This is a genomic window from Vibrio sinaloensis DSM 21326 (assembly GCF_000189275.1).
Taxonomy (GTDB): domain Bacteria; phylum Pseudomonadota; class Gammaproteobacteria; order Enterobacterales; family Vibrionaceae; genus Vibrio; species Vibrio sinaloensis.
The window spans coordinates 20611-44746 of the sequence record NZ_AEVT01000023.1; the positions used below are offsets into that span (position 1 = coordinate 20611).

The following is a 24136-nucleotide window of genomic DNA, read 5'->3' on the forward strand; positions in this document are numbered from 1 at the left end:
GTAAACATGATTGATGTAGTTGATCTGTCGCGATTGCAGTTTGCAATGACAGCGATGTATCACTTCCTCTTCGTACCATTGACTCTAGGTATGGCCTTCCTTTTAGCCATCATGGAATCTCTGTACGTAATGACGGATAAGCAAATCTACAAGGACATGACAAAGTTCTGGGGTAAGCTTTTCGGTATTAACTTCGCCCTTGGTGTAGCCACTGGCTTAACCATGGAATTCCAGTTTGGTACTAACTGGTCGTACTATTCTCATTACGTAGGTGATATTTTCGGCGCGCCACTCGCGATCGAAGCCCTTGTAGCCTTCTTCTTAGAGTCAACCTTCGTTGGTCTATTCTTCTTTGGCTGGGATCGCTTATCTAAACGTCAGCACTTAGTAGTCACTTGGCTTGTTGCTCTAGGTTCAAACTTCTCAGCACTTTGGATCTTGGTCGCAAATGGCTGGATGCAAAACCCAGTAGGTGCCGAATTTAACTTCGAAACCATGCGTATGGAAATGGTGAGCTTTGCAGAGGTTGTCCTTAACCCAGTTGCTCAGGTTAAGTTCGTTCACACAGTAGCATCAGGCTACACGACTGGCGCAATGTTCATTCTAGGCATCAGTTCTTACTACCTGCTAAAAGGTCGTGACATCGCATTCGCTCGTCGTTCATTTGCTATTGCTGCGTCATTTGGTATGGCAGCTATCCTTTCTGTAATCGTACTGGGCGATGAGTCTGGTTACGAGCTAGGTGAAGTACAGAAAGTGAAACTAGCGGCTGTTGAAGCTGAATGGCACACAGAGCCAGCGCCTGCAGCATTCACTCTGTTTGGTTTACCAAATCAAGACACAATGCACACCGATTACGCAATTAAAATCCCTTACGTAATGGGTATTATTGCGACGCGTTCTTTCGATGAGCAGGTAACGGGTTTGCGTGATCTTCGAGAAGAGCACGTTGATCGTATCCGCACAGGTATGTACGCGTACGAATTGCTAGAGAAGCTTCGTGCTGGTGACAAATCTGCAGAAAACATGGCAGCCTTCGATGAAGTGAAAGGTGACCTCGGTTATGGCTTACTACTGAAGCGCTACACAGACAAAGTGGTAGACGCGACAGAAGACCAAATTCAAGCTGCTGCGGATGACTCTATTCCAACGGTTTGGCCACTATTCTGGTCGTTCCGTATCATGGTTGCGTGTGGCTTCATCATGCTATTTGTATTCGGCGCGGCGTTTGTTCAAACATGTCGTCAGAAGATCGAGCAGAAACCGTGGATCCTTAAAGCGGCGCTATTTAGTATTCCGCTACCGTGGATCGCTATCGAAGCCGGTTGGTTTGTCGCTGAATACGGTCGTCAACCATGGGCTGTAGGTGAAATTCTACCAACTCACGTTGCTGCGTCTGCACTGACAGTAGCAGAGCTTTGGACTTCGCTATTCGCAATCCTAGCGCTATACACAGTGTTCCTAATTGCAGAAGTATACCTAATGGTGAAATTTGCTCGTAAAGGTCCTAGCAGCCTGAAAACAGGTCGCTACCACTTTGAGCAAAACGCTGACTCTGTAGAAGACAAAGTTAGTCGCCAAGTAGAAGCGTAAGGCAAGGAGAAACGAAAATGTTTGATTACGAAATCTTACGATTCATCTGGTGGGTACTGATCGGTGTTCTGATGGTTGGTTTCGCCGTAACTGATGGATTTGATTTAGGTGTCGGCGCGCTGACACCAGTTATCGGTAAAAGTGACACTGAGCGTCGTATCATGCTGAACACGATCGCACCGCACTGGGATGGTAACCAAGTTTGGTTGATCACGGCTGGTGGTGCGCTATTCGCAGCATGGCCTCTCGTGTACGCAACGTCATTCTCAGGTTTCTACCTAGCCATGTACGTGACGCTTGCTGCTCTATGGTTGCGTCCACTGGCTCTAGATTACCGCTCGAAGATTGAAAATCCTAAATGGCGTAAAGCTTGGGACTACGCACTGTGCTTCAGTGGTACTGTACCGCCAGTCATTTTTGGTGTGGCGTTTGGTAACCTGCTACAAGGCGTGCCGTTTGAGCTAAACGATCTGCTGATGTCTGAGTACAAAGGTTCTTTCTTTGCACTACTAAACCCATTTGCGCTGCTATGTGGGGTGCTAAGCCTGATGTTGTTTGTCCTTCAAGGCGCAACATGGCTACAAATGAAAACCACTGAAGATCTTCACGTCCGTGCACGTAACGTCGCACAGATTGCAGGTCTGGTTGTTGTGGCTCTGTTTGTTGCTGGTGGTTTCTGGATCCAATCGATTGAAGGCTACGTGATTACAAGCACAATCGATACTATGGCGGATTCTAACCCGCTTAACAAAGAAGTGGCTCTAGAAGCGGGCGCTTGGATGAGAAACTTTGAAACATACCCAGCAATGTGGGCAGCACCGGTCTTAGGCGTGTTCATGCCTCTACTTGCTGTATTGGCATCTCGCTTTGAGCGTGGCGGTTTTGCTTTCCTCTTCTCAAGCTTGGCTAACGCTGGTGTAATCTTGACGGCTGGTTTCGCGATGTTCCCATTCGTGATGCCTTCAAGCCTAATGCCAAACCACAGTCTAACCATGTGGGATTCAACGGCGAGTGAGTTAACTCTTGGTCTGATGACGGCAGTAGCTGCGGTAATGGTACCTGTGATTCTTGGTTACACGACTTGGACTTACTACAAAATGTTCGGTCGTCTTGATAAGAAACATATCGAAGATAACGACGTTTCAGCTTACTAAGGAGTATTAATTATGTGGTATTTCGCATGGATTCTGGGTGTGCTACTCGCTTGTGCATTCGGTATCATCAACGCTCTTTGGTTAGAGCACTCTGAAATGATGGATAAAGACAGTGAGTAATCTCGCTGAGCAGGTAGCTAAGCTACATGCGCCTTTAGATAAGACTCTGTTTAGGGTCTTATCTCTCGTCCTAGGTTTTTACCATGTCGCAATGGTGATGTGGGACCCAGAGCTTTACTCTGAGTCTATTGGCGGGTTTAACGCTGTCATCTCACCTATGCTGATCTGGGCAATATGCTCAAGTATGATTTTTGGGTTGAGTTTCAAGCCGCGTAACTGGTATTGGCAGGTATTGTTTAGCCCATACTTTTCGCTGTCGATTCTTATCTATCTGACCGTGCTTAGGTTGATATAACCCAATTGGTTAAGATCTAAACGATTCTTTATCGAAATAGCGCCGACATAATCTGTCGGCGCTATTTTTTTGTTTCAATCCTTGAAAAGCATCATTATCCCTTGCAAATACTATGACGAGTTGCGTTATAGTAAAGCCCTTCAAAGAGTTAAAAGAGGTTCGTTGTGCAACAAGAACAAGTGATTTTCGACTGGCCAGTTACCGTCTATTACGAAGATACCGATGCAGGTGGAGTGGTTTACCATTCAAACTACTTAAAGTTCTTTGAACGCGCACGAACTGAGCTATTACGCACAGTTGGCGTTTCTCAGCACACTCTTTTGGAACAAAACATTGGTTTTGTAGTCCGACACATGGATATAGATTTTCTGCAAGGCGCTCGTCTTGACGACCAATTAACCGTTAAGACATACATCGCTGAACTAAAAAGAGCATCGCTGTCTTTCTGTCAGGAGATCGTCAATCCTGCTGGCAAAACATTGTGTAAGGCAATGGTTAAGGTAGCATGTATCGATAATGAGAAAATGAGGCCGAAAGCGATTCCTCAATCAATAGTTATGGAGTTTACTCGTAGTGACCGCTGAAATTTCAATGCTTGACCTGTTTTTACAAGCAAGTCTGTTAGTAAAAATGGTGATGTTAACCTTGTTAGGTATGTCTATTGCCTCCTGGGCAATGATCATTAAACGCAGCAAGGTATTGTCGCAAGCTGCAAAAGACGCGGAAGCGTTCGAAGATAAATTCTGGTCAGGTACGGATTTGGCTGTACTTTACCAAAAAGCTCAAAAGCGAAAAGACGAGCTCGCGGGTACCGAAGAGATTTTCTACTCAGGTTTTACCGAGTTTGCACGTCTACGTAAATCTAACAGTGATTCCCCAGATTTCATTATGGAAGGTACGGGCCGTTCAATGCGCGTTGCGGTTGCACGTGAAGTTGATGAGCTAGAAACCAACCTGCCTTTCTTAGCGACGGTAGGCTCAATTAGCCCTTACATCGGCCTTTTTGGTACCGTTTGGGGCATTATGCATGCCTTTATCGCATTGGGTGAAGTTAAACAGGCAACACTGGCGATGGTTGCTCCAGGTATCGCGGAAGCACTTGTCGCGACGGCAATGGGTCTATTTGCTGCGATTCCAGCAGTAATGGCTTACAACCGCCTGAGCAACAAAGTGGGCAAACTTGAGCACAACTACGCTACCTTCTCTGAAGAATTCCACAGTATCCTGCATCGTCAAGCGATGGCTGGACGCGACAGCTCGCACAAGGAATAGAAGTCATGGCGGGCTATCAACGCAAAAAGAGAAAAATGACCGCAGAGATTAACGTCGTTCCTTATATCGACGTTATGCTAGTGTTGTTGATCATCTTTATGGTGACGTCTCCCTTTGTCACCCAAGGGGTAGATGTTGAACTCCCGAAAACGGCAACGGCCAAACCTGCCTCTGAGCTGGCTGGCGATAGCGACGCTAGCTTTATCATTGTCGAAATCGATCGCGATGGAAACTTAGGTTTAAGTGTGAATGATGAAGAAGTGATGCGCGGTCTATCTTTGCAAGACATTATCGTGCGCGTAAAAGCTGAATTATCGTTAAAGCCTGAATCTCCAGTTGCAGTGGGTGGCGACGCAGCAACACCTTATGCTGAGGTAGTGCTAGTTTTAGACGAATTGAGTCAAGCGGGCATTCCCAAAGTGGGCTTGCTGACAGACATTAAGGAATAAGTGTTCTTAGTGTATGAAAGAAATTAAGCCTAAAAAGAGAAGTGATTACACCAAGCCGATAGCAATATCGGCTTCCTTGCATGTGCTTTTGATTGTTGCGCTTATTTGGGGGGCAGATTTTACAATGTCTGACCCTAAACCTGCGGGACAAACTGTACAAGCCGTGGTTATTGATCCCGCGGCTGTTCGTGCTCAAGCGCAGCAGATCCGCAATCAACGCCAAGAAGCGGCGAAGAAAGAGCAAGACCGATTGGATAAGTTGCGTCGCGAAAGTGAGCAATTAGAGAAGAGTCGTAAAGCGGAAGAAGAACGTATTCGCAAACTGAAAGAGCAGCAAGCCAAGGAAGCTAAAGCTGCGCGTGAAGCCGAAAAACGCCGCATTGCCAAAGAGAAAGAGCGTAAAGCGGAAGAGCAACGTGCCCAGCAAGAAAAACAGCGTGCCGCCAAATTAGAAGCAGAACGTAAAGCCAAAGAGCAGGCCGTGAAGAAAGCGGAGCAGGAGCGCTTAGCGAAAGAAGCTGCGATAGCCAAGGCGGAGCAAGAACGCGTAGCACGAGAGAAAGCGGCCAAAGAAGCGGAAGAAAAAGCGCGTAAACAGCGTGAAGCCGCTGAAAAGGCAGAAAAAGAGCGCATCGCTAAAGAGAAAGCGGCTGCCGAGGCTGCTGAAAAGGCTCGTAAAGAGAAAGAGCGTTTAGAAAAGCTAGAGCGTGAACGTAAAGAGCAAGAAGCGGCACTCAATGACATCTTTGCTGGTTTAGAAACCGAATCTGAGCAAAACAGCTCTGCCCGGAGTCAGTTTTTAAATAGCGAAGCTGATCGTTATGGCGCTATTTATGTTCAACTGATTCAACAAAACTTGCTTATCGAGGACAGCTTTCGGGGAAAGTCATGTCGAGTTAACTTGCGCTTAATTCCAACGGGCGCAGGGGCAATCGTGGGTAATCTTAGTATTTTAGATGGTGACAGTCGCTTATGTGCAGCAGCCAAACGCGCTGTTGCTCAAGTAGGTACTTTCCCTTTACCTAAAGATCAAGATTTGGTCAGCAAGTTAAAAGATATCAATTTAACCGTAGTACCTCAGAAATAAGGAAAAGCTGTGTTAAAGCGACTAATAATTGGATTTATACTCACTATGATGAGCGCGTTTCAGGTTGCCAATGCGGCACTGGAACTGGTGATTACTGATGGTATCGACTCAGCTCGTCCTATTGCTATCGTCCCGTTTAAATGGGAAGGAACCAGTAAGCTGCCACAAGACGTCTCGGCAATCATTGCATCAGACTTGCAGCGCAGTGGTAAGTTTAGCCCGGTTCCAACCAGCAAAATGCCACAAACGCCTTACAATGAAACGGAAGTAAACTTCGATGCCTGGACTGGGCTTGGGGTTGATGCGCTACTCACTGGTACCATTACGCAAAATGCAGAAGGTAACTATGTCATTAACTATCAATTGGTTGATGTGATACGTGGTCAGTTAACACAAGGGCAAAGCAAGGCACTCAGTACTGATGGTCAGCTAGTGCTTTCTAAGGACCATGTGCTGTTCAACAAGCGTGCAACGGTTCCTGGCGAACGTCTACGTGAATACGCTCACCGTATTTCCGATCTTGTCTATCAAGAGCTCACAGGCGAGCGTGGTGCTTTCTTAACACGTATCGCTTATGTTGTCGTGAATGACAAAGACAAGAAGTATCCATATCAACTTCGTGTCTCAGACTACGATGGCTACAATGAGCGTTTGGTCTTACGCTCGAAACAGCCGCTAATGTCTCCTGCGTGGTCTCCAGACGGTCAGAAACTTGCCTATGTTAGTTTCCAAAACGGCCAAGCTGAAATCTTCATCATGAACATCTACACCGGTGAGCAAGAAAAGGTAACGTCATACCCACGTCACAATGGTGCGCCAAGATTTTCTCCTGATGGCAATACGTTAGCGCTAGTGTTATCAAAAACTGGTAGCCTTCAGGTGTACACTTTGGACCTAAAAACGCGAAAATTGACCCAAATTACACGTGGCCGTTCAAATAATACCGAACCGTATTGGCATCCGGATGGTAAATCCCTTATCTTTACGTCGGATCGCGGTGGACGCCCTCAAATCTATCAAGTGCAATTAGCAAATGGCGAGACGAAGCGACTCACTTGGCAAGGCAGTCAGAACTTGGGTGGTCAAATTACCCCTGATGGCCGATTCCTAGTGATGGTTAACCGTAGTAATTCAGGTTTTAACCTCGCAAAGCAGGATCTTGAAACAGGTGCTGTACAGATTTTAACGAAGACTCTGCTTGATGAGTCTCCGAGCATTGCGCCAAACGGCGGGATGGTTATTTATAGCTCTATCTATAACAAGACAAACGTATTGTCGATGGTTTCAATAGATGGACGCTTTAAAGCTCGATTACCGGCAACAAATGGACGAGTTCGTGCGCCTGCATGGTCACCGTTTTTGTAGCAAGTAAGTATCAATAAGTAAGGAAAATATAACAATGCGACTAAACAAAGTTCTTAAAGGGCTACTCATTGCGCTACCAGTTCTAGCCATCACTGCTTGTAGTTCAAGCGATGACGCAGCGAACGCTTCTGGTTCTACAGAAACGAACCAATCTCAAACAGCGGAGGGCACAGTAGTATCACCAATCGATCAAAATGGTCTACTTACTGAGCAAGAGCTAAAAGAGCAAGCGCTACGCGAAACTCAGACTATTTACTTTGCGTTCGATAACGCAACTATCGCAGGCGATTACGAAGAAATGCTAGCAGCACACGCAGCATACCTAAGCAAAAACCCAGCGTTGAAAGTAACAATTGAAGGCCACGCAGATGAGCGCGGTACTCCTGAGTACAACATCGCACTAGGCGAGCGTCGTGCTACAGCTGTTGCAAAATACCTTCAAGCACTAGGTGTTCAAGCGGACCAAATTTCAATCGTTAGCTACGGTGAAGAGAAACCTCTTCTACTGGGTCAAGATGAAGATGTGTACGCTAAGAACCGTCGTGCTGTTCTAGTATACTAATTAAGGGATATCCTTATGTTCAGTAACCTAAAGCGCGTAGTTACGCTTACGTTACTGGCAAGTGCAGCGAGCTCCGTGCTCGCTGCACCAGCTCCAGTATCTGATCTTGGGGGCAGTAACTCTGCTTCAACTTCTTCTTCAGTTCGTTCAAACGAAACGGATGTACAGCGCCTTGAGCGTCTGTTAGAAAACCGCAACCGTGTCCAACTGCAAATGCAGCAGCAGCTAGATGAAATGGCGCTGGAAATCAGTGATTTGCGCGGCCAGTTGGAAAAAAACAACTATGACATGCAGCAAATGCTTCATCGTCAACGTGAGTTGTTCATCGAATTAGATAAGGTTCGTGGTCAAGCGACTGCAGCGCCCGTTGCTGCTAGCACTACCGACGGCGACACCAAACCATCAGCGGGTGGTACCTTCAGTTCAAATGCAGACGAACAAACAGCCTACCAAAATGCTGTGGACCTGATTCTGAAAAAACGCGATTACACCGGTGCGATTGCGGCGTTCCAGCAGTTCCAAAAGGATTATCCGGATTCCTCATTCACGCCTAACTCTCATTACTGGTTAGGGCAGCTTTATTTTGCTAAGAAGCAAGACAAAGAGGCGGTGAAAAGCTTCGCGGCTGTGGTGTCTTACAAGAAATCCAACAAGCGTGCTGACGCGTTGGTCAAGCTAGGTGATATTGCCGGCAGAAACAACAACGCCGCTCAAGCAAATAAGTACTACCAACAAGTTTTGGATGAATATCCAAGCAGTGCTTCCGCTAAACTTGCGCAAGAGCGCATTAAAAAGTAACGATTAAAAGGAGTGATGCGTCACTCCTTTTTTGTCTCTCACATTCAGTCATTGCCTTACCTCTAGACTCAAGTTCATTATCAAACCCGCTATTATTCCCGTCTGCACTGGCATCTTGGAATCAGTTGAGGTTACAATACTCGGATTACTGGAAGTTGCGTAGAGCAAGAGCAATGAGCCACATTTTAGACAAAATCGATACTGTATACCCATTTCCTCCAAAACCAGTCCCTCTATCAGACGATGAAAAGCAAGCGTATATCGCGAAAATTAAAAAGCTGCTGAAAGAGAAAGACGCGGTTTTAATCGCCCACTATTACACGGATCCTGAAATCCAAGCCCTAGCTGAAGAGACGGGTGGTTTTGTTGGTGACTCGTTAGAGATGGCGAAGTTTGGTAACCGTCACCCTGCAAGCACGCTGATCATTGGTGGTGTTCGCTTTATGGGCGAATCTGCAAAGATCCTGACACCAGAAAAACGCATTTTGATGCCAACATTGGAAGCGGAGTGTTCGCTTGATTTAGGATGTCCTGCGGATAAGTTTACTGAGTTCTGTGATGCACACCCTGATCACACCGTTGTGGTGTATGCCAATACTTCAGCAGCGGTAAAAGCGCGCGCCGATTGGGTTGTAACCTCTAGTATTGCGCTTGAGATCGTAGAACACCTTGACGCTGAAGATAAGCCAATTATTTGGGGGCCAGATCGTCACCTTGGCTCTTACATCTCGAACAAAACCGGTGCAGACATGCTGCTTTGGCAAGGCGAATGTATCGTTCATGATGAGTTTTCGGCCGACGCACTGCGTAAGATGAGATCGGTTTACCCAGAAGCGGCTATTCTTGTCCATCCCGAATCGCCTGCAAGCGTGGTTGAGTTAGCAGACGCGGTGGGTTCTACGAGTCAGCTTATCAAGGCGGCAAAAGAGCTTCCACATAAGCAGATGATCGTCGCGACGGACAAAGGCATCTTCTTTAAAATGCAGCAGCTAGTGCCTGAGAAAGAGCTGATTGAAGCGCCAACAGCAGGTGCGGGTGCAACCTGTCGTAGCTGCGCTCATTGTCCGTGGATGGCAATGAATGGTCTTAAAGCCATTGAAGCAGCCTTGCGTGATGGTGGTAAAGAGCACGAAATCTTTGTTGATGAAGAACTTCGTGTTAAATCATTGATTCCATTAAACCGAATGCTAGATTTCGCTGAGCAACTCAACATGCAAGTGAAAGGAAATGCGTAAAATCGGTGATTGCTATCACATTTCGAAAACCAGCTAATTTAGCTGGTTTTTTTATATGTCGTTTTTACTTTATATTCAGTGGCTTTATATGCATAGGGTGTAATTATGGCCGTATGGTTGTTTGTAAAAAAATGGTTTAAGTCGCATGTATTTAGACTGAGCAATAGAAACTTAATTCTATTGAGCTTGTTTTACGTTGCTGCGTCATGGCTATTGTTGGTCAGTGCCGGGGAACACGCGTTAACAGACAGCGTGTCTACCTTTGCGTATTACATGATGGTCACCGCATCGACGGTAGGTTACGGCGATTTGTCACCAAGCAGCGATTTTGGACGCTGGGTGGTTGTTTTGTTCATCATTCCTGGCGGGCTTAGCCTGTTTGCAGCGATGCTGGGTCGAGTTGCGAGTGGGGCCATTGAGTATTGGCGTGCAGGTATATTAGGTAAACGGAGAGTTCGGGTGGAAAATCATATTTTGCTGTTGGGTTGGAACGGTTCACGTACGACTCACTTAATTCGTATGCTGCAGCATGAAGAAGAAGGTAAACGACCTATAGTGCTTTGCAGTCGTTCTGACATTGAAAACCCGTTACCGGGAGAAATCAACTTCGTTAAAGTCACCAGCTATACCGATAGCCAACAAATGAAGCTGGCTAACGTAGGCGGGGCCAGTTGCATCATTGTCGATAACCTAGAAGATGATATTACCCTTTCCGCTGCCTTGTACTGTGCCAATATCAACCCCAATGCGCACTTACTTGCTTACTTTAAAGACGATGCCCTTGGCCATTTGCTAAGCCAGCATTGTCCTCAAGCCGAATGTATTCCAGCGGTCGGGGCGGAAATGCTGGCGAAATCGGCGGTCGATCCTGGCTCAAGTGCGTTGCACCAAGAGTTGCTAGCGTCGACACGAGGTATGACACAATATTCGACCGTCTATCCGCAAAGCGAAGCAGAAACGACGGTAGAAACGGTATTTGCATTCATTAAGAAACACTATCAAGCCACGTTGATCGCATTTGATGTTGGTCAGGGTATTGAGCTTAACCCAGATTTAGAGCGGGTCGTCCCTGCGGGTAGTAAGCTGTTCTACATCGCAGACGAGCGTATCGAAAAATTTAATTGGACTTCCATGCACAAGGAAAAATAATGGAAACGTTAGCTGGCCTTTTATCAGGCTTCCCAAACTTTGTTCTCTACTTTGCGTTATCAATTGTATTTGTATTAGCGTTTAAATTTATCTACATCCGTTTAACTCCATATGATGAGTGGAAGCTGATTAAAGAGCAGCAAAATACCACGGCAGCCATTGCGTTAAGTGGTGCTTTCTTAGGTTACTGCTTGGCGATTGCTGGTGCTGCGAAAAACTCAGTCAGTATCCTAGATTTTGCTGTGTGGGGGCTGGTTGCCATGTTTGCCCAGATGATTGCGTTTGGCATTGTTCGTTTTGTTCTAGTACCGAAAATTGCTGAACGTGTAGAGAACGATGAGCTGCCAGCAGGTATTGTGCTAGCGACAGTCTCTGTGTCGATTGGCGTTTTGAACGCTGCGTGCATGTCTTACTAGGAGGTCAGATGAAACGCAGTTCTAATGTTCAACGCCCCTCAATGGAGAAATCGCTCGGCAAAGCGTTCCCATTTGTTATGTTTGGCGCGTTTAGCGCGTTTATGTTCTTTTCTCAGTACGAATCAGAAACTGAGGGAGCGATTTATTTAGACGATAACGAGTGTAAGAACAATAACCCAGAGCAAGCTGAGCAATGTGAGTTAGCCTATCAAGAAGCGGTAGCAGAAGCAGAGCGCAGCGCACCGAAGTACAAAACAGAGCGTGAATGTGAGTACGATTTTCGTGAAGACGATTGTTACTACAGCTCGCGCTATTTCGCGTATCTTCCGCGTATGAGTGGCTATTACTACACAACCGATCTCGATGATTTTGATGGCTACAAAAAGCGTTATTATTCTCAGCCGATGTACCGATTTAAAAAAGGCTACTACTCTGGCTCTGGTCAATTCTTTGGTTCACACCGAGTTCGTTCAGTGACCATGACGAGTAACAGTTTACGTAAAGGTGGTGGAACTATCGGCAGCGCGATGTCGCGTGGTGGCTTCGGTAAGGCCGTTTCATCCAGTCGTGGCGGATAAGCATGTTACGCCGTGAAATAAAAGAGCGACCCGATTGGAAAGCGCTCGCACAAAGATACGGTTTTGGCTTTCATTCAATGTACGATAAGCCGTATTGGGACGAGTCTGCGTTCTATCAGTTCAATCTGCAGCAAATTGAGCAAGATCTTGAAGCACCGACGGAAGAAATCCATCAAATGTGCTTATCCATTGTCGACAAAGTTCTACGTGATGAGCAGTTGATGCGTCGTTGCGCGATCCCAGAAGCTATGTGGGATCAAGTCAGAGCTTCTTGGTTGCGTAATGAGCCGTCACTCTATTCGCGATTGGATTTTGCTTATAACGGTAGTGGCCCTGCCAAGCTGTATGAGAACAATGCCGATACGCCAACGAGTTTATTCGAAACCGCGTTTTGGCAATGGGTCTGGCTCGAAGATGTCGTTAATCGTGGTGACATGGCTCGTGGTGCAGACCAGTTCAATATCTTGCAAGACTATCTCATTGAGCGTTTCAAAGAGATCGCGACGCTGCAGCCGGGGCAGGTACTGCACTTTAGTTGCTGCAAATACACCGAAGAAGACAAAGGGACCGTTCAATATTTAGAGGATTGTGCCAAAGAGGCGGGCTTACAGACGGCATTTGTTTATGTGGAAGATATCGGCGTCAGCCGACAAGGCCACTTTGTTGACAGCAATGATCGTGAAATTCGTTGGATGTTTAAACTCTACCCTTGGGAGTTTATGTTTGAGGATCCTTATTCGGTTCATTTAGCGACGGCGAATGTGAACTGGTTAGAGCCTATGTGGAAGTCCATTCTATCCAACAAAGCCTTGCTGCCCTTATTGTGGCAAGAGTTTGAAGGCCACCCCAATTTGCTTCCCGCCTATTTTAGTGATGATGCTAAGGCGGCAACACTCAAAGACTATGTGATTAAACCTCTGTTTTCCCGCGAGGGGGCGAACATCGAGATTGTAAGAGAGGGGCGTTCAATGGTTAAGACGGATGGGCCTTACCAATCTGACTTATCGATTGTTCAGCAATACGCGCCACTGCCAAAGTTTGGTGACAACCACACCTTAGTTGGCAGTTGGTTAGTTAATGATCGCGCGGCGGGTATTTCAATTCGGGAAGACGCATCATTAGTGACCCAAGATATGGCGCGCTACATTCCTCACGTGATTTTGTAGTCTAGGTGTAAAGTGATTAGCCCCTTAGAATCAGCGCTAAGGGGCTTTTTCTTTAATGAGCGTGTACGTGTCCGTTCGCTTCAACCGCTAATTCGACTTCAACCTTGCCAGCGTGCTTAAATTGCAACGTCATCGGGAATCGGTCACCTTGCTTGTATGATTGCTTAGGATTAAAAATCATTAAGTGATAACCCCCTGGCTCAAACATTACCGTCTTCATGCTGCCAATGCGCACGCTATCAATTTTCTTCATTTTCATGACACCATCCGCCATCTCATGCGTGTGAATTTCGACATGATCGGCGATTGGTGTAGAAGCGCTGATTAGAAAATCGTCTTTACTCGCTAGGTTTTTAAACTGGAAAAAACCGGCAATGACCGTGGCATTAGGCGGCGCTTCACGGCTCCATGGGTGATCGATTTGCATGCTGTCAGCAGTGTATTCGTGGGCGAACAGCTGAGTGCTAAATAGCGTTGCCACTAGGGCGAACAGTTGAGCGTATTTTTTCATCATTTACCTTCTTATATCGTTAGATTACCAAGTTAAATTGCCTTGATAGACAAGCCAGAACGCCGTCTGATTTTGCTCATCTATCTGCTCATAATTTGCTTGTAGTCGCAGTAGCTGCATCGGAGCGAAACGCCAGTTAACCACGGCACTGTAGCGCTGAGGCGTGAGGCCTTTGGCATCTAGTGCTTGTTCAAAGTCTCGACTGGTGTTGGTGACTTGATTATCTGTGTGCAGCCAGTCGTATCTCAGTCCCAACTCTAGTTGGTCATTCTGCCATCGCAGTTGACTTGAAAGCCCTTGCTGGAAGGCCGAGAGCTCGGTGTTGATTTGCTGAGAATCGACCAGGTTTGCGTCTAGCCGTTGTCCCATCCACTCGACATCCCAGGTCAGCTGTTGCCATTTCAGCTGGCTAGACAAACTCACTAGTTGAGTGTCTCCTGTGAAAGTCATCGGACTGGTTTGGCTGGTATGCTTGTGGCTGTGTCCATCATCTTGCTGATTGCTTCTCTGCTGAGCCGTAAACTGCGCTGCACTCGCGACCAATGTCAGCTGGTACTGCGAGCGCAGTTGATACCACTGATAAAGTGCGCCAAATGCTGCTGGAGAGGCAGAGTCGGCTTGGGCAGGAAATTGATCGCCCCGGCCGAGCCATAAAGTCAGGTCTTGGCGATTGGTCGCATAGGTCACATGCACACTGTCATCTTGGTATTGACTAGCCAAGAACGCCTGTTGGGCTAGGGTAGGATCTAAAAATGACCAATCATGCTCATGGGTCGCATTATAGAGACCGATAGGGCTGAGCTGCCGACCGATACGCAGTGTCCAGTTTTGATGAAGGTAAGGTTGTAGCCACAGCTCTTCAATCTCGATAGCTTCTCCGTGGTGACTTCCAACCACTAATTTGGCCGCTAAAATCTGATCTAAGCTGGCTAACAATCCCAACTCGCCATGCATCAGTTGCAACCCTTGTTCATGGTGGGAAACGTGCGCATCAGTGATCACGCCGGGGATCGAATATGGCTCTTCCCGGCTGGTTTGGTAATAGCCGAACTGTGCAAACAGATTGGACTGGAGGTTAACCTGTTGCCAGTTAGGTTCAATCGAGTTTGCACTTGCTACGCTTGAAAAGGCGCACAAAGCGGTTGCGATGTTTATGACTTTCATTGGCTTACCTCTGCAACGAATGGGTTGGCGTAACGAGGGTTGCTAATGAATACGGGGTCGCTTAAGGCGCTGAGAAATGCCAACATGTCTTGCTTTTCTTGTGCGCTGAGCGTGAAACCCTTAACAAACTCACTCTTATTGGGATTAATGCGCCCGTCACCTTGATGGTCACCTGAGGTGATGTTTCGACCGCCATTGGCATAAAAGTCGAGCACTTCCGCTAAACTCGCGATACTTCCATCGTGCATGTATGGCGCGGTAAAGGCGACGTTTCTCAGCGTTGGTGGTCGGAATTTACCTTTATCGCTTGGGTTTTGGGTGACGCTAAACAGGCCGTTATCTTCACTTGGGTAACTGCCTTGTGAGTCTAGGTTGTATAAGCCGGTATTAAAGAAGGGCCGAGACACAAACACCGAACCGTCATGCAAGGTAGAGTCGCTGAAATTGAACCCATTATGGCAGTGAAAACACTCCATCTTTTCACTGTTGAACAGGTCTTGGCCCCGCATTGCAGAGCTGCTCATTGTCCCGCGGTCAAAAGGCGAATCTTTGGAGATCAAAGCTCGGTTAAACACGGCCAACGCTTTAATCACGTTGGGGAACGTAAAACTGTCTTGTTGATTGGGAAAGGCGTTATTGAACAACTCTTGATACAAAACGTCATCGCGAAAGCGCTGTAAAATGGTCTCTCGGTTGCTATCGTTGATGCCCATCTCAACGGGGAACTCACCAAAGAGCGGGATCACCAATTGCTGCTCAATCTCTTTGAGGATCGGATTAGCCCATGTGTAGGAAGCGTTATAGGCGATATTGGTTAGAGTTTGTGAGTTCCTATGCAGCACTTCTCCAGTCGAGCCAGTGGGCACTTTTACCCCATCAGAAAAAGCCAGCGCTTGCTGGTGGCAAGATTCGCACGACATGGTTTGATTGCCCGACAATCGAACGTCATAGAATAGATGGCGACCAAGCTGAAACTTTTCTTCCGTTGCTGGATTCTCTGCAGGCTCTTTAGGCAAAGGAAGCGTGCCCGTTCGATAGTCGAAACCGTACGCGTTCACTGAGCTCTGCGGATCTACCGTATAATTGGAATCACTGCCACAGCCCGCGACCAATGCGATCGCGAGCAATGCCAGCAAAGCAAACTTAAGGTCTGCTGGCATATTGATTACTCCACTGACACCCAAGTTTGCGCACTGCTACAATCATCAGCAACGCATTGACCTGTGACGAGATCAAGCCCTAAATTGTCGAAGATGCCCTGACAATCGGGATCGCTACTGGAAGACATGCAGCCCGGAGGAGTATTGGCGGTATTGGCGCTAATATCGCTGTTTGAGACCAGCTTTTGATAGTCAAACACTATGGTGTGATCTTTAACGTTGTAGCTATCAAACTGATAAGTCGGGCGATTAGGACGAGAGGTCGCGCAGTTTATGATTTCGTTTTCAGCGTCGAGCACTTCACATCCTGTGGTGCCTAAATGAATATTCCAACCTGAGACATCTAAACGCAGATGTTTATGGCCGTTTTGCCAGCTCCAATTCATGCCCATCACATCCAACGGGGAGACCGCATCGTCGCCATCGATACCAAAATGATTCAGCTCGGTCGGAACACCAATGGTGAAGCGAACTCCCGAGTAATCTCCTTGTGGGACGTAGCCTTTAATTTGTGTATTGATCGACTCGTTACCGTTTGCGCAGCTATCTGCGCCAGTTTCAAAGTCGAGTAGGGCGACATTTTGGTACTGCCATTTACCATCTTGTTCAAGTTGCACTGCGGTCTTATCGCCATTGTCGTTGATAAGTTGAATGTCTGACAGATATAGGCGAGCGTCTTTAAACTCAGGGTTAACATTCGTGGTGCCTGCCAGTGCATTGTCCATTTGACGACACTCAACTGGGTGTTCGCCAACACGGGCATTAAAGGTTAAGGTGACGGGTTGCAGTGAGCGCTGCTCTGCTGATGGCGAATCTGAGCCAGAGCCGCCTCCGCAGCCAGCAATGAAACCGACGAAGAGAGAAGCCGCAATCATCTGCGAGCTGTTAGATTGGTTGAACATGGACTTTCCTTCCTTGTTTCTGGCATACGTATTATCGATTGGCTAAAAGCAACGCAAGCCAGCGCCTCGAGGTCATAGCATCGCGGCGAATATTGTATTTTTGAGGGTTTTTAAGTAGGCCGATAAGGCCAATTAAGCGAGGAAAGCCAAAGGTGGAGACTGCTTGGGAGCCACCGACAGATAGAACTTACGTTGGCAAAGCAGTAAAGGTGAAGCAATGCTGCGGGTGTTGACTCGGCATAGCCACAAAGCGATAGCTGCCAAGACAATGGCCATGATGAGAGTAGAAAGTTTGCACACATCCAGCAGTGGACAGCTGAACTTCAACGGATCGTGTATCTCGTTGCTATCGAGCGTAGCGCTGTTGTTATCTTCGATCAGTTCGTTGATGTCCACCCATTTAAAGCCGTCTGCGGTACACAGTAAGACTTTCTCACCCTGTGCTTCTGCTAGCCAGTTGTTGTTGTGGACTTGTGACGGGTTAAGTGACAGCGTGGCAAGCAAATAGAGCTGGAACAGCAGAGCGGCAATGACGTAGATCGCCATTACTTTCTGTTTTATCTGCGTGTTCGTTTGACTCAGCATCACAACATTCAATTAACCTAAAGAGGCGCGGATACTAACAAAGAAATTAAGGGATTGTAATATTGTTTTTATAAAACAGTGATGTAAGTGTCGAATGCTAAATGAGATTGATTGGCTTTTATTCGTGGAGTTTATGGAAGATTAAAAAGCCGCTAGAGGATAGCGGCTTTTTGATGTGAGGTTATTCGTGTTCAACCAGAGTAACGCCGCGCATGGTTAAGCCGCACAGCATCATAGGAACAGAATTAAAGATCTCTTCGAACTGCTCTAATCCTTCCATACCTTGCTCCGCAAGCGTTGCAACGGACGTTTCTGGATCGTAAAGCATGCTCAATGAAAGCAAGACTCCACCAAGCAGTGCGCTGTCTTCGCTGTCTTCTGGCATGATGGTTTCCCAATCATCACGTGAAAGTTGCCAACCTTGCAGTAAGCCTTCGCAGAAGTCACGTGTTGCTTCATTGACGATCTCTTCTTCATCGAGCGCACACGCTTCAGGCCATTGCCAACGGTTCTCTAGCAGAGCTGGGCGGTACTCATTCCATAGTGCAATGATCAGCTCAACATACGTTTCAAACTGTTCACCGTCAGAAAAAGGTGCGACTTCTTCGCCACCCCATAGGAATGGAAGCCACTCTTCTGGCGGCAAAATATTGGGTGCACACGCCATGGCCGCAACGAAGCCACGAGTTTTCGCTTCGTTGATCAATTTATCTTCGAGATCAGGTTGGGAAAGAAGTTGTTGTAGGCTCAATGTAAATACCATAAATGTGATTGAGTTTTGATTGGGCCATGTTAACAGGCGCTGTAAGCGATAAAAAGGTTGAAGGGTTCAAATATTCACTATAATTTTTGGTAAACAACAAAAATTCAATTGGTTATGGAAATACGTTCTTCGCTTAAACGAAAAAGTATCTACGCGCTGGGATTCTACCTTGCTATCGTCATCACTTTGATTGGTACGGTAAGCTACTTGGTGGTTGAACCGCCAACTCGTGACCAACTGACGAAAAACCTTGATCTTAGAACCGAGCTAATTTCGTCTCAGATCAAAGAGCCTATCAATAGCTCGCTAGGTATTTTGCAAAGTGTGGTGAGCATTGGCAGCAATCACGAGACGCAAGATCACCAAGCTGAGCTGCTTCATAGCCTGTTTTCACTCGTTGATGGTGTCACCGTCAGTGGCGGGTTATGGCCTGTGCCTTACACCATCAGCGAAGACATCGCCTATTCAAGTATTTTCTTTAATCGAGCAAGCGATGGTGGCGTTGATCGCGTCTACTCATGGGACAACCCAGAGTCGGGTGGCTATGACCATGAGTCTTGGTATACCTCTGTTATTGATGCACCAGTTGGCACCGTCTCTTGGTCGCAAGTGTACATTGACCCTTTTACCCAGGTACAGATGATTACCGCGTCTTCCCCTTACTACATTGATGGCCAGTTCTCGGGCGTGGCAACGGTCGATCTATCACTGGAAGATTTGGTCACTTTTGTACGCCGTCATGCTGAAGAGTACGAGCTTGGTGTGATTCTCCGAGACGCCTATGGCTATGAAATTACCGAGCACAATTTCCAACTGGTTGAAGGGATCTACATCAGTAAAGCCACTTTTGGTGATTTTAACTGGAGCGTTGATGTTGTTAATTCTAAGCGTATTGTGACTGAGCAAGTCTACGATGTGGTCAGTAAAGTGGAGATGGGTTTAATCCCTATCATGCTGGTGTGCGTGATGTTGGGTTATTTCATGATTAATCGATTTTTGATTTCCCCTATCTTAGTTATCGCGCAAAAAGTCGATGATTCGAAAAGAGGGGGCATCATCGACATGACCTACAACAGCCAAGATGAAATCAAGCACCTTATTGACACCTTCAATCAAAAGACCGTGTTCCTTGAAGCGGAAAAGGTTACAGCTCAGGCGTCGACTAAAGCAAAAAGTGCCTTCCTTGCCACCTTGTCTCACGAGATTCGTACGCCAATGAATGGGGTATTAGGCACCGCGCAAATACTGTTAAAAACCCCGTTGTCAGAAGAGCAGCGTAAGCACTTAAACACCTTGTATGAGTCGGGTGATCACATGATGACTCTCCTTAATGAAATTCTCGATTTCTCAAAGATTGAGCAGGGCCATTTAGAGTTGGAAAATCACCCGTTCCCGCTTGAGTCGATCATCGGCAGTATTAACAGTGTTTACTACACCTTATGTGCCGAAAAAGGCCTGCAATTCAAAGTTATCTCTGAGGTACCTGCCGAGCGCTGGTATCGTTCAGACAAAGCGCGCTTGCGCCAAATTCTGTTCAACTTACTCAACAATGCGGTTAAGTTCACTTCGCGCGGCTATGTAGAAGTCTACATCAGTGAGAAGCAAACCGCGGATGCTGAATACCTTCATATCCGGATCCGAGACACAGGGATAGGGATTGCCAAAGAAGCACAAGAGAAAATCTTTAAACCTTTTGAGCAGGCTGAAACGTCTACCACTCGTCGCTTTGGTGGCACAGGGCTAGGGCTTGCTATCGTTAAACAGTTGTGTGAGTTGATGGATGGTGATGTGCACCTGACCAGCGAGCTTGGCATTGGCTCTTGCTTTGAGGTGCAAGTGAAGGTCGAAACGTGCGACGCCATTTTGTCGGAAGTCAAAGAGCACAAGAAACTGAGCTATAAAGGACTTAAAGTCCTGATTGTCGAAGATAACCGCACCAATGCGATCATTATGACCACCTTTATGACCAACAAAGGCTTTATTTGTGAGTGCGTTGAGAACGGTGAGCTGGCGGTGCATGCGGTAGTGACTGGCGAATACGATTTGATTTTGATGGATAACCACATGCCGATCATGGATGGTGTAGAAGCGACCACAGCGATTCGAGCACTGCACGACAGCAAAGCGAAAATTTTGATCTTCGGCTGTACGGCTGATGTGTTTAAAGATACTCGCGAGCGTATGCTTGGCGTTGGGGTGGATTACATCATTTCTAAACCGATTGATGAAACGGACTTGGATGACGCGTTGTTTAATCACGCTGACAAGTTGTATCAATACCAGCCTCAGTTACTTAACAAGCAAGAGCCCGAACCAAATCTGGGAGTGGAGCAGTTGCTGCTAGACTGTTTTATGGCGATTGAAAATGGAGAGCAGAGCAAAGCCAACGAGGCCTTTAGTCAGCTTCAAGGGGCGATGGGTATTAATCAAAATGATGCACTTGAGGCTTGCTTAGTCCGAATCGAACAAAGTTTGCTCGCGGGAGAAAAACCTGCCCAGCAAGATTTGGATCTGCTCGCGGTACAGGCGACTGATTACTGTAACTAAATTACATGATATTGAGTGCTTTTTGACCTGTGTCATTATTTTTAGTGATTCAAACTACATTTTGGCTGATATTTGGTTATATATTTACCAAATTTAATCAACATTGGAGCCATAAACTATAAATAAGATGTTTTAATAGCGATATTAACTGCTAATATGATTTTTTGGCAGTTTACTATATTGGTTTTTTGCTTTTATTCTAGTTTATTGTTTTGTTGGTGAGTCGATGAAATCCCGTGGTCCTTTTTGTATTCGCAACGCAGCAGCGGATACCTTTGCGATGGTCGTGTTCTGTTTTATCTCTGGAATGATCATTGAGATCTTTGTATCTGGTATGTCGTTTGAGCAGTCGTTGGCCTCAAGAACGCTGTCTATTCCGGTTAACATCGCGATTGCTTGGCCCTACGGTTTGTTTCGTGATTTCGTTTTGCGTCAGGGCGCGCGCGTTTCCCACTCTAGTGTGATGAAAAATATGTCCGATCTCGTGGCTTACGTTCTTTTCCAATCACCGGTATACGCCGCGATTCTATTTACGGTTGGCGCTTCAACAGACCAAATTATTACCGCTGTAACGTCTAACGCAGTGGTGTCTTGTGGCATGGGCGTTTTATACGGGTACTTCTTGGATATGTGCCGTAAATGGTTCCGTGTTCCGGGTTATTACCAACAGGCCTAAACCGATAAAGAATCTATCAATGCCCCAGCAAAACTTGCTGGGGCATTTTCGTTTTTGTTACGGAAAGGGTAGAGATCATACCCTAGTCGTAGCCTTAGCGAGGTTCTCGGCGATCGCATAGCCACTCTTGGTATAAGATGGCTTTTAACGCTAGCTAAGTGCTAAGTCATTGCGTACCGAGAGCTTCAGGCGCAATATTGATCTGATTTATGATCGGGTGCATCTAAGGGGGGACAAAAGTCCTCCTTTTTGTTTGCTGCGACACCCTAAGATGAGCGCATTCCAAGCACAAAAATAAAGGACATCTTCATGGACCTATTTGCCCTGTTAGACATCAACAACACCCTAGTGACCATTCCTATTGGGGATGGTTATGCGATGAGCTGGATTGAAGCCTTTGGTACGGTTTTCGGTTTGCTTTGTATTTGGTTTGCGAGCCAAGAAAAAACCATCAACTACTTATTCGGTTTGCTGAACGTTACACTTTTTGCCGTCATCTTTTTCCAGATTCAGCTTTACGGATTGCTTCTGCTTCAATTGTTCTTCTTCTGCGCCAACATTTATGGCTGGTATGCGTGGACAAGGCCTAATGCCCAAGGTGAGACACTTGAGGTACGTTGGTTAAGCAAACAAAAGCTGATCGCGACAGGTTCAGTAAGCATTGTTGCGATTGCGATGTTAACGATTTACATCGACCCATTCTTCTTTGCGTTGGCGAACATTGCCGTCGATAGCTTGAATGTGTTCGGTGCTGGTTTATCGGAACCAGTCTTAGAGCCAGATGCATTTCCGTTCTGGGATGCAACCATGACAGTACTTTCTATCGTGGCGCAAATCTTGATGACACGTAAGTACGTTGAGAACTGGATCCTGTGGGTAGTCATCAATATCATCAGTGTTGGTATCTACGCGACACAAGGCGTGTACGCAATGTCGGTTCAATATGCGATTCTGATGTTCATTGCGGCAAATGGCACAAGAGAGTGGGCACGTAGCGCAAAACGCAACGGTGAGAAGCCCCTAACTCAAGCAGCAGCACAAGGTTAAGCCAATGATGAAGCAACCTCATATTGGCGTAGATAGCACGCAAATAGCCCCTCGAGTGATTGTGTGTGGTGAGCCAGATAGAGCAAACCGCATCGCCGCGTTATTTGATAACTCAGAGCTGGTTTCTGAAAACCGTGAGTATCGAGTGTTTACCGGTACATACCAAGGTCAAGGCGTCTCAGTGTGCAGTACTGGTATCGGAGCACCGTCGATGATCATTGCGGTGGAAGAGCTAAAACAGTGTGGTGTAACAGATGTGATTCGTGTCGGATCCGCGGGTGCAATGCAATCTGGCATTCAACTTGGTGAGTTAATTGTGGCAGAAGGCGCGGTAAGAGATGAAGGGGGGTCGAAAGCCTACGTTCGCTCTACTTATCCGGCTTATGCGAGCTTTTCGTTACTCAAAGCGCTCGACGGCTATTTAGCGGAACATGAAGCGCGCTACCATTTAGGTGTGGTTCGCTCCCATGACAGTTTTTATACCGATGACGAAGAAGCGATCTGCGAGTACTGGAACAACAAAGGTATTCTCGGGGCGGATATGGAAACGTCAGCGCTGTTTACTGTTGGTCGTCTGCGTGGTTTAAACGTCGCTTCCATTTTGAACAATGTGGTTTTGTATCAGCAAGATGTGAAAGAAGGCGTAGGTCAGTACGTAGACGAAGCGCAAATCATGATGCAAGGGGAGCGCTTGGCATCTTATGCTGCTCTTGAAGCCTTGATTGCGCAAAGTTAACTGGATCACAGCTTAGCGAATTATTGAAGCGGCACTTTGGTGTCGCTTTTTTATTGGCTGTCATCAAGTTGGTCGAACGAGTACAATCTATTTGAGATTGTTGTCATTAAAGAGAAACTCACGTGAAAATAAGCCCTTACCCCACTGGACGTTTCCAACGCTTTCTAGAGCAGAAAAGCGCCGAGTTTCGTGACTTAATCTTTCAATGCCAAATCGGCAGTCGCTACTTTGATTCTGGTGAAGCGATCCTTCGCCAAGGTGAACAGCTTCAATATTTGTACGTCGTGCCAGTCGGTCGAGTTTCGATGAGCATCATTGCCGCCAACGGTCGCCGTTTTCAACTGGGTGAAGCCAATTGCGATTACCATCTTTATGGTGAAATGGAGTACTTCACTCAGACACCCTGTCAGTGGAATGTAGTGGCAGATGAACACATGCAAGTGGACATCATCTGTATTCAAAAACTGACTGAAGCACTGCATCAGCACCCCGACATGATGTTCTTTTTTGCTTCTGCCTTGGCAGAGGATTATCAAGACTCAATGGACATCTACACCAATCGCTTGTTACATCCTATCACCTATAACATCGCTTATGACTTGCTGGTGCAAAAACAGACCAACACCTTGCTTGGTGGATTCGATAAAGTGAATCAAGAAGCGGAACGCTTTGGTACCTCAGGGCGAGTTTATCGCCGAGCCGTAAAAGATTTGATGGATAAGGGATTGATCAAAAAGGGAGAACAGGGGCTTGAGATTATTGATGAAGCGGCGTTAATAACGTTTCTTGATACCTACGAATAAGCT

27 protein-coding genes are annotated in these 24136 nt (G+C 46.6%); 21 read left to right on the plus strand and 6 right to left on the minus strand.

Going from position 1 to position 24136, the window contains the following annotated elements; translation table 11 throughout:
* Positions 1-6: 6 nt before the first annotated feature.
* The 16 genes from cydA (at position 7) to RH45_RS05525 (ending at position 13239) form a co-directional block, all read left to right on the plus strand.
* A complete protein-coding gene (cydA, locus tag RH45_RS05450; protein ID WP_008074707.1) occupies positions 7-1593 on the plus strand; it encodes a cytochrome ubiquinol oxidase subunit I in 1587 nt (528 codons plus the stop codon).
* A 17-nt stretch (positions 1594-1610) separates the two neighbouring features.
* Positions 1611-2747 carry a cytochrome d ubiquinol oxidase subunit II gene (gene cydB / locus RH45_RS05455; protein ID WP_008074711.1) on the plus strand — a complete coding sequence of 379 codons (1137 nt, stop codon included), beginning with the start codon at positions 1611-1613 and terminating at the stop codon, positions 2745-2747.
* Between the two features lie 12 nt (positions 2748-2759).
* The gene (cydX, locus tag RH45_RS22800; RefSeq protein WP_000270284.1) at positions 2760-2867 is read left to right on the plus strand and encodes a cytochrome bd-I oxidase subunit CydX; all 108 of its coding nucleotides are present in this window, start codon (positions 2760-2762) and stop codon (positions 2865-2867) included.
* Positions 2860-3162 (plus strand): cyd operon protein YbgE, encoded by a 303-nt coding sequence (gene ybgE / locus RH45_RS05465; RefSeq protein ID WP_008074752.1) that lies wholly within the window; start codon positions 2860-2862, stop codon positions 3160-3162. Before cydX ends, ybgE begins: the two co-directional genes overlap by 8 nt.
* A 164-nt stretch (positions 3163-3326) precedes the next feature.
* Entirely contained in the window at positions 3327-3746 is a 420-nt protein-coding gene (ybgC, locus tag RH45_RS05470; protein WP_008074759.1) for a tol-pal system-associated acyl-CoA thioesterase, read from the plus strand.
* Positions 3736-4434, plus strand: a complete 699-nt coding sequence (gene tolQ, locus RH45_RS05475) for a protein TolQ (protein ID WP_008074761.1) — start codon at positions 3736-3738, stop codon at positions 4432-4434. The genes ybgC and tolQ overlap by 11 nt, the downstream gene beginning before the upstream one ends.
* 5 nt (positions 4435-4439) lie before the next feature.
* Positions 4440-4883: a protein TolR gene (tolR, locus tag RH45_RS05480; RefSeq protein WP_008074762.1), complete on the plus strand. Its 444-nt coding sequence runs from the start codon at positions 4440-4442 to the stop codon at positions 4881-4883.
* Between the two features lie 13 nt (positions 4884-4896).
* Positions 4897-5970, plus strand: coding sequence for a cell envelope integrity protein TolA (gene tolA, locus RH45_RS05485; protein ID WP_008074763.1), 1074 nt, complete (start codon positions 4897-4899; stop codon positions 5968-5970).
* Positions 5971-6018: 48 nt separating this feature from the next.
* Positions 6019-7335 (plus strand): Tol-Pal system beta propeller repeat protein TolB, encoded by a 1317-nt coding sequence (tolB, locus tag RH45_RS05490; protein WP_039958244.1) that lies wholly within the window; start codon positions 6019-6021, stop codon positions 7333-7335.
* Positions 7336-7369: 34 nt separating this feature from the next.
* Entirely contained in the window at positions 7370-7897 is a 528-nt protein-coding gene (pal, locus tag RH45_RS05495; RefSeq protein ID WP_008074770.1) for a peptidoglycan-associated lipoprotein Pal, read from the plus strand.
* 15 nt (positions 7898-7912) lie between these two features.
* Positions 7913-8695: a tol-pal system protein YbgF gene (gene ybgF, locus RH45_RS05500; protein WP_008074771.1), complete on the plus strand. Its 783-nt coding sequence runs from the start codon at positions 7913-7915 to the stop codon at positions 8693-8695.
* Positions 8696-8868: 173 nt separating this feature from the next.
* Complete coding sequence (gene nadA / locus RH45_RS05505) at positions 8869-9930, plus strand: quinolinate synthase NadA (protein WP_008074773.1); 1062 nt, start codon at positions 8869-8871, stop codon at positions 9928-9930.
* A 105-nt stretch (positions 9931-10035) separates the two neighbouring features.
* On the plus strand, positions 10036-11079 hold the full coding sequence (locus RH45_RS05510) for a potassium channel family protein (protein WP_008074775.1): 1044 nt from the start codon (positions 10036-10038) through the stop codon (positions 11077-11079).
* Positions 11079-11495, plus strand: a complete 417-nt coding sequence (locus RH45_RS05515) for a DUF350 domain-containing protein (protein WP_008074778.1) — start codon at positions 11079-11081, stop codon at positions 11493-11495. The genes RH45_RS05510 and RH45_RS05515 overlap by 1 nt, the downstream gene beginning before the upstream one ends.
* An 8-nt stretch (positions 11496-11503) precedes the next feature.
* Complete coding sequence (locus RH45_RS05520) at positions 11504-12073, plus strand: DUF1190 domain-containing protein (protein ID WP_008074780.1); 570 nt, start codon at positions 11504-11506, stop codon at positions 12071-12073.
* A gap of 2 nt (positions 12074-12075) precedes the next feature.
* On the plus strand, positions 12076-13239 hold the full coding sequence (locus tag RH45_RS05525; RefSeq protein WP_008074781.1) for a glutathionylspermidine synthase family protein: 1164 nt from the start codon (positions 12076-12078) through the stop codon (positions 13237-13239).
* 52 nt (positions 13240-13291) lie between these two features.
* Here RH45_RS05525 and RH45_RS05530 read toward each other — a convergent pair whose 3' ends face one another.
* The 6 genes from RH45_RS05530 to RH45_RS05555 form a co-directional block, all read right to left on the minus strand.
* On the minus strand, positions 13292-13750 hold the full coding sequence (locus RH45_RS05530) for a copper chaperone PCu(A)C (RefSeq protein ID WP_008074783.1): 459 nt from the start codon (positions 13748-13750) through the stop codon (positions 13292-13294).
* Between the two features lie 24 nt (positions 13751-13774).
* Positions 13775-14914, minus strand: a complete 1140-nt coding sequence (locus RH45_RS05535) for a porin family protein (RefSeq protein WP_008074785.1) — start codon at positions 14912-14914, stop codon at positions 13775-13777.
* Positions 14911-16074, minus strand: coding sequence for a methanobactin export MATE transporter MbnM (locus tag RH45_RS05540; protein ID WP_008074787.1), 1164 nt, complete (start codon positions 16072-16074; stop codon positions 14911-14913). Before RH45_RS05540 ends, RH45_RS05535 begins: the two co-directional genes overlap by 4 nt.
* A 5-nt stretch (positions 16075-16079) precedes the next feature.
* On the minus strand, positions 16080-16976 hold the full coding sequence (locus RH45_RS05545; protein WP_008074789.1) for an MbnP family copper-binding protein: 897 nt from the start codon (positions 16974-16976) through the stop codon (positions 16080-16082).
* A 132-nt stretch (positions 16977-17108) separates the two neighbouring features.
* On the minus strand, positions 17109-17561 hold the full coding sequence (locus tag RH45_RS05550; protein WP_008074791.1) for a hypothetical protein: 453 nt from the start codon (positions 17559-17561) through the stop codon (positions 17109-17111).
* A 181-nt stretch (positions 17562-17742) separates the two neighbouring features.
* A complete protein-coding gene (locus RH45_RS05555) occupies positions 17743-18324 on the minus strand; it encodes a UPF0149 family protein (RefSeq protein ID WP_174263522.1) in 582 nt (193 codons plus the stop codon).
* A 114-nt stretch (positions 18325-18438) separates the two neighbouring features.
* Here RH45_RS05555 and RH45_RS05560 point away from each other — a divergent pair, with 114 nt between their 5' ends.
* From RH45_RS05560 to RH45_RS05580, 5 genes are all read left to right on the plus strand, one after another.
* On the plus strand, positions 18439-20871 hold the full coding sequence (locus RH45_RS05560) for a hybrid sensor histidine kinase/response regulator (protein ID WP_008074795.1): 2433 nt from the start codon (positions 18439-18441) through the stop codon (positions 20869-20871).
* Between the two features lie 226 nt (positions 20872-21097).
* Entirely contained in the window at positions 21098-21547 is a 450-nt protein-coding gene (locus RH45_RS05565) for an L-alanine exporter AlaE (protein ID WP_008074796.1), read from the plus strand.
* A 309-nt stretch (positions 21548-21856) separates the two neighbouring features.
* Positions 21857-22594, plus strand: a complete 738-nt coding sequence (pnuC, locus tag RH45_RS05570; protein WP_008074798.1) for a nicotinamide riboside transporter PnuC — start codon at positions 21857-21859, stop codon at positions 22592-22594.
* A 4-nt stretch (positions 22595-22598) separates the two neighbouring features.
* Positions 22599-23330 carry a nucleoside phosphorylase gene (locus tag RH45_RS05575; RefSeq protein ID WP_008074800.1) on the plus strand — a complete coding sequence of 244 codons (732 nt, stop codon included), beginning with the start codon at positions 22599-22601 and terminating at the stop codon, positions 23328-23330.
* A gap of 122 nt (positions 23331-23452) precedes the next feature.
* Positions 23453-24133 carry a Crp/Fnr family transcriptional regulator gene (locus RH45_RS05580; protein ID WP_008074801.1) on the plus strand — a complete coding sequence of 227 codons (681 nt, stop codon included), beginning with the start codon at positions 23453-23455 and terminating at the stop codon, positions 24131-24133.
* Positions 24134-24136: the final 3 nt, after the last annotated feature.

What these genes read in the sequence shown, in the direction of transcription:
- cydA (WP_008074707.1), top strand. Translation starts at nt 7, where the DNA reads ATGATTGATGTAGTTGATCTGTCGCGATTGCAGTTTGCAATGACAGCG.
- cydB (WP_008074711.1), top strand. Translation starts at nt 1,611, where the DNA reads ATGTTTGATTACGAAATCTTACGATTCATCTGGTGGGTACTGATCGGT.
- cydX (WP_000270284.1), top strand. Translation starts at nt 2,760, where the DNA reads ATGTGGTATTTCGCATGGATTCTGGGTGTGCTACTCGCTTGTGCATTC.
- tolR (WP_008074762.1), top strand. Translation starts at nt 4,440, where the DNA reads ATGGCGGGCTATCAACGCAAAAAGAGAAAAATGACCGCAGAGATTAAC.
- tolA (WP_008074763.1), top strand. Translation starts at nt 4,897, where the DNA reads ATGAAAGAAATTAAGCCTAAAAAGAGAAGTGATTACACCAAGCCGATA.
- tolB (WP_039958244.1), top strand. Translation starts at nt 6,019, where the DNA reads ATGAGCGCGTTTCAGGTTGCCAATGCGGCACTGGAACTGGTGATTACT.
- pal (WP_008074770.1), top strand. Translation starts at nt 7,370, where the DNA reads ATGCGACTAAACAAAGTTCTTAAAGGGCTACTCATTGCGCTACCAGTT.
- ybgF (WP_008074771.1), top strand. Translation starts at nt 7,913, where the DNA reads ATGTTCAGTAACCTAAAGCGCGTAGTTACGCTTACGTTACTGGCAAGT.
- nadA (WP_008074773.1), top strand. Translation starts at nt 8,869, where the DNA reads ATGAGCCACATTTTAGACAAAATCGATACTGTATACCCATTTCCTCCA.
- RH45_RS05510 (WP_008074775.1), top strand. Translation starts at nt 10,036, where the DNA reads ATGGCCGTATGGTTGTTTGTAAAAAAATGGTTTAAGTCGCATGTATTT.
- RH45_RS05515 (WP_008074778.1), top strand. Translation starts at nt 11,079, where the DNA reads ATGGAAACGTTAGCTGGCCTTTTATCAGGCTTCCCAAACTTTGTTCTC.
- RH45_RS05520 (WP_008074780.1), top strand. Translation starts at nt 11,504, where the DNA reads ATGAAACGCAGTTCTAATGTTCAACGCCCCTCAATGGAGAAATCGCTC.
- RH45_RS05525 (WP_008074781.1), top strand. Translation starts at nt 12,076, where the DNA reads ATGTTACGCCGTGAAATAAAAGAGCGACCCGATTGGAAAGCGCTCGCA.
- RH45_RS05530 (WP_008074783.1), bottom strand. Translation starts at nt 13,750, where the DNA reads ATGAAAAAATACGCTCAACTGTTCGCCCTAGTGGCAACGCTATTTAGC.
- RH45_RS05535 (WP_008074785.1), bottom strand. Translation starts at nt 14,914, where the DNA reads ATGAAAGTCATAAACATCGCAACCGCTTTGTGCGCCTTTTCAAGCGTA.
- RH45_RS05540 (WP_008074787.1), bottom strand. Translation starts at nt 16,074, where the DNA reads ATGCCAGCAGACCTTAAGTTTGCTTTGCTGGCATTGCTCGCGATCGCA.
- RH45_RS05545 (WP_008074789.1), bottom strand. Translation starts at nt 16,976, where the DNA reads ATGTTCAACCAATCTAACAGCTCGCAGATGATTGCGGCTTCTCTCTTC.
- RH45_RS05550 (WP_008074791.1), bottom strand. Translation starts at nt 17,561, where the DNA reads ATGCTGAGTCAAACGAACACGCAGATAAAACAGAAAGTAATGGCGATC.
- RH45_RS05555 (WP_174263522.1), bottom strand. Translation starts at nt 18,324, where the DNA reads ATGGTATTTACATTGAGCCTACAACAACTTCTTTCCCAACCTGATCTC.
- RH45_RS05560 (WP_008074795.1), top strand. Translation starts at nt 18,439, where the DNA reads ATGGAAATACGTTCTTCGCTTAAACGAAAAAGTATCTACGCGCTGGGA.
- RH45_RS05565 (WP_008074796.1), top strand. Translation starts at nt 21,098, where the DNA reads ATGAAATCCCGTGGTCCTTTTTGTATTCGCAACGCAGCAGCGGATACC.
- pnuC (WP_008074798.1), top strand. Translation starts at nt 21,857, where the DNA reads ATGGACCTATTTGCCCTGTTAGACATCAACAACACCCTAGTGACCATT.
- RH45_RS05575 (WP_008074800.1), top strand. Translation starts at nt 22,599, where the DNA reads ATGATGAAGCAACCTCATATTGGCGTAGATAGCACGCAAATAGCCCCT.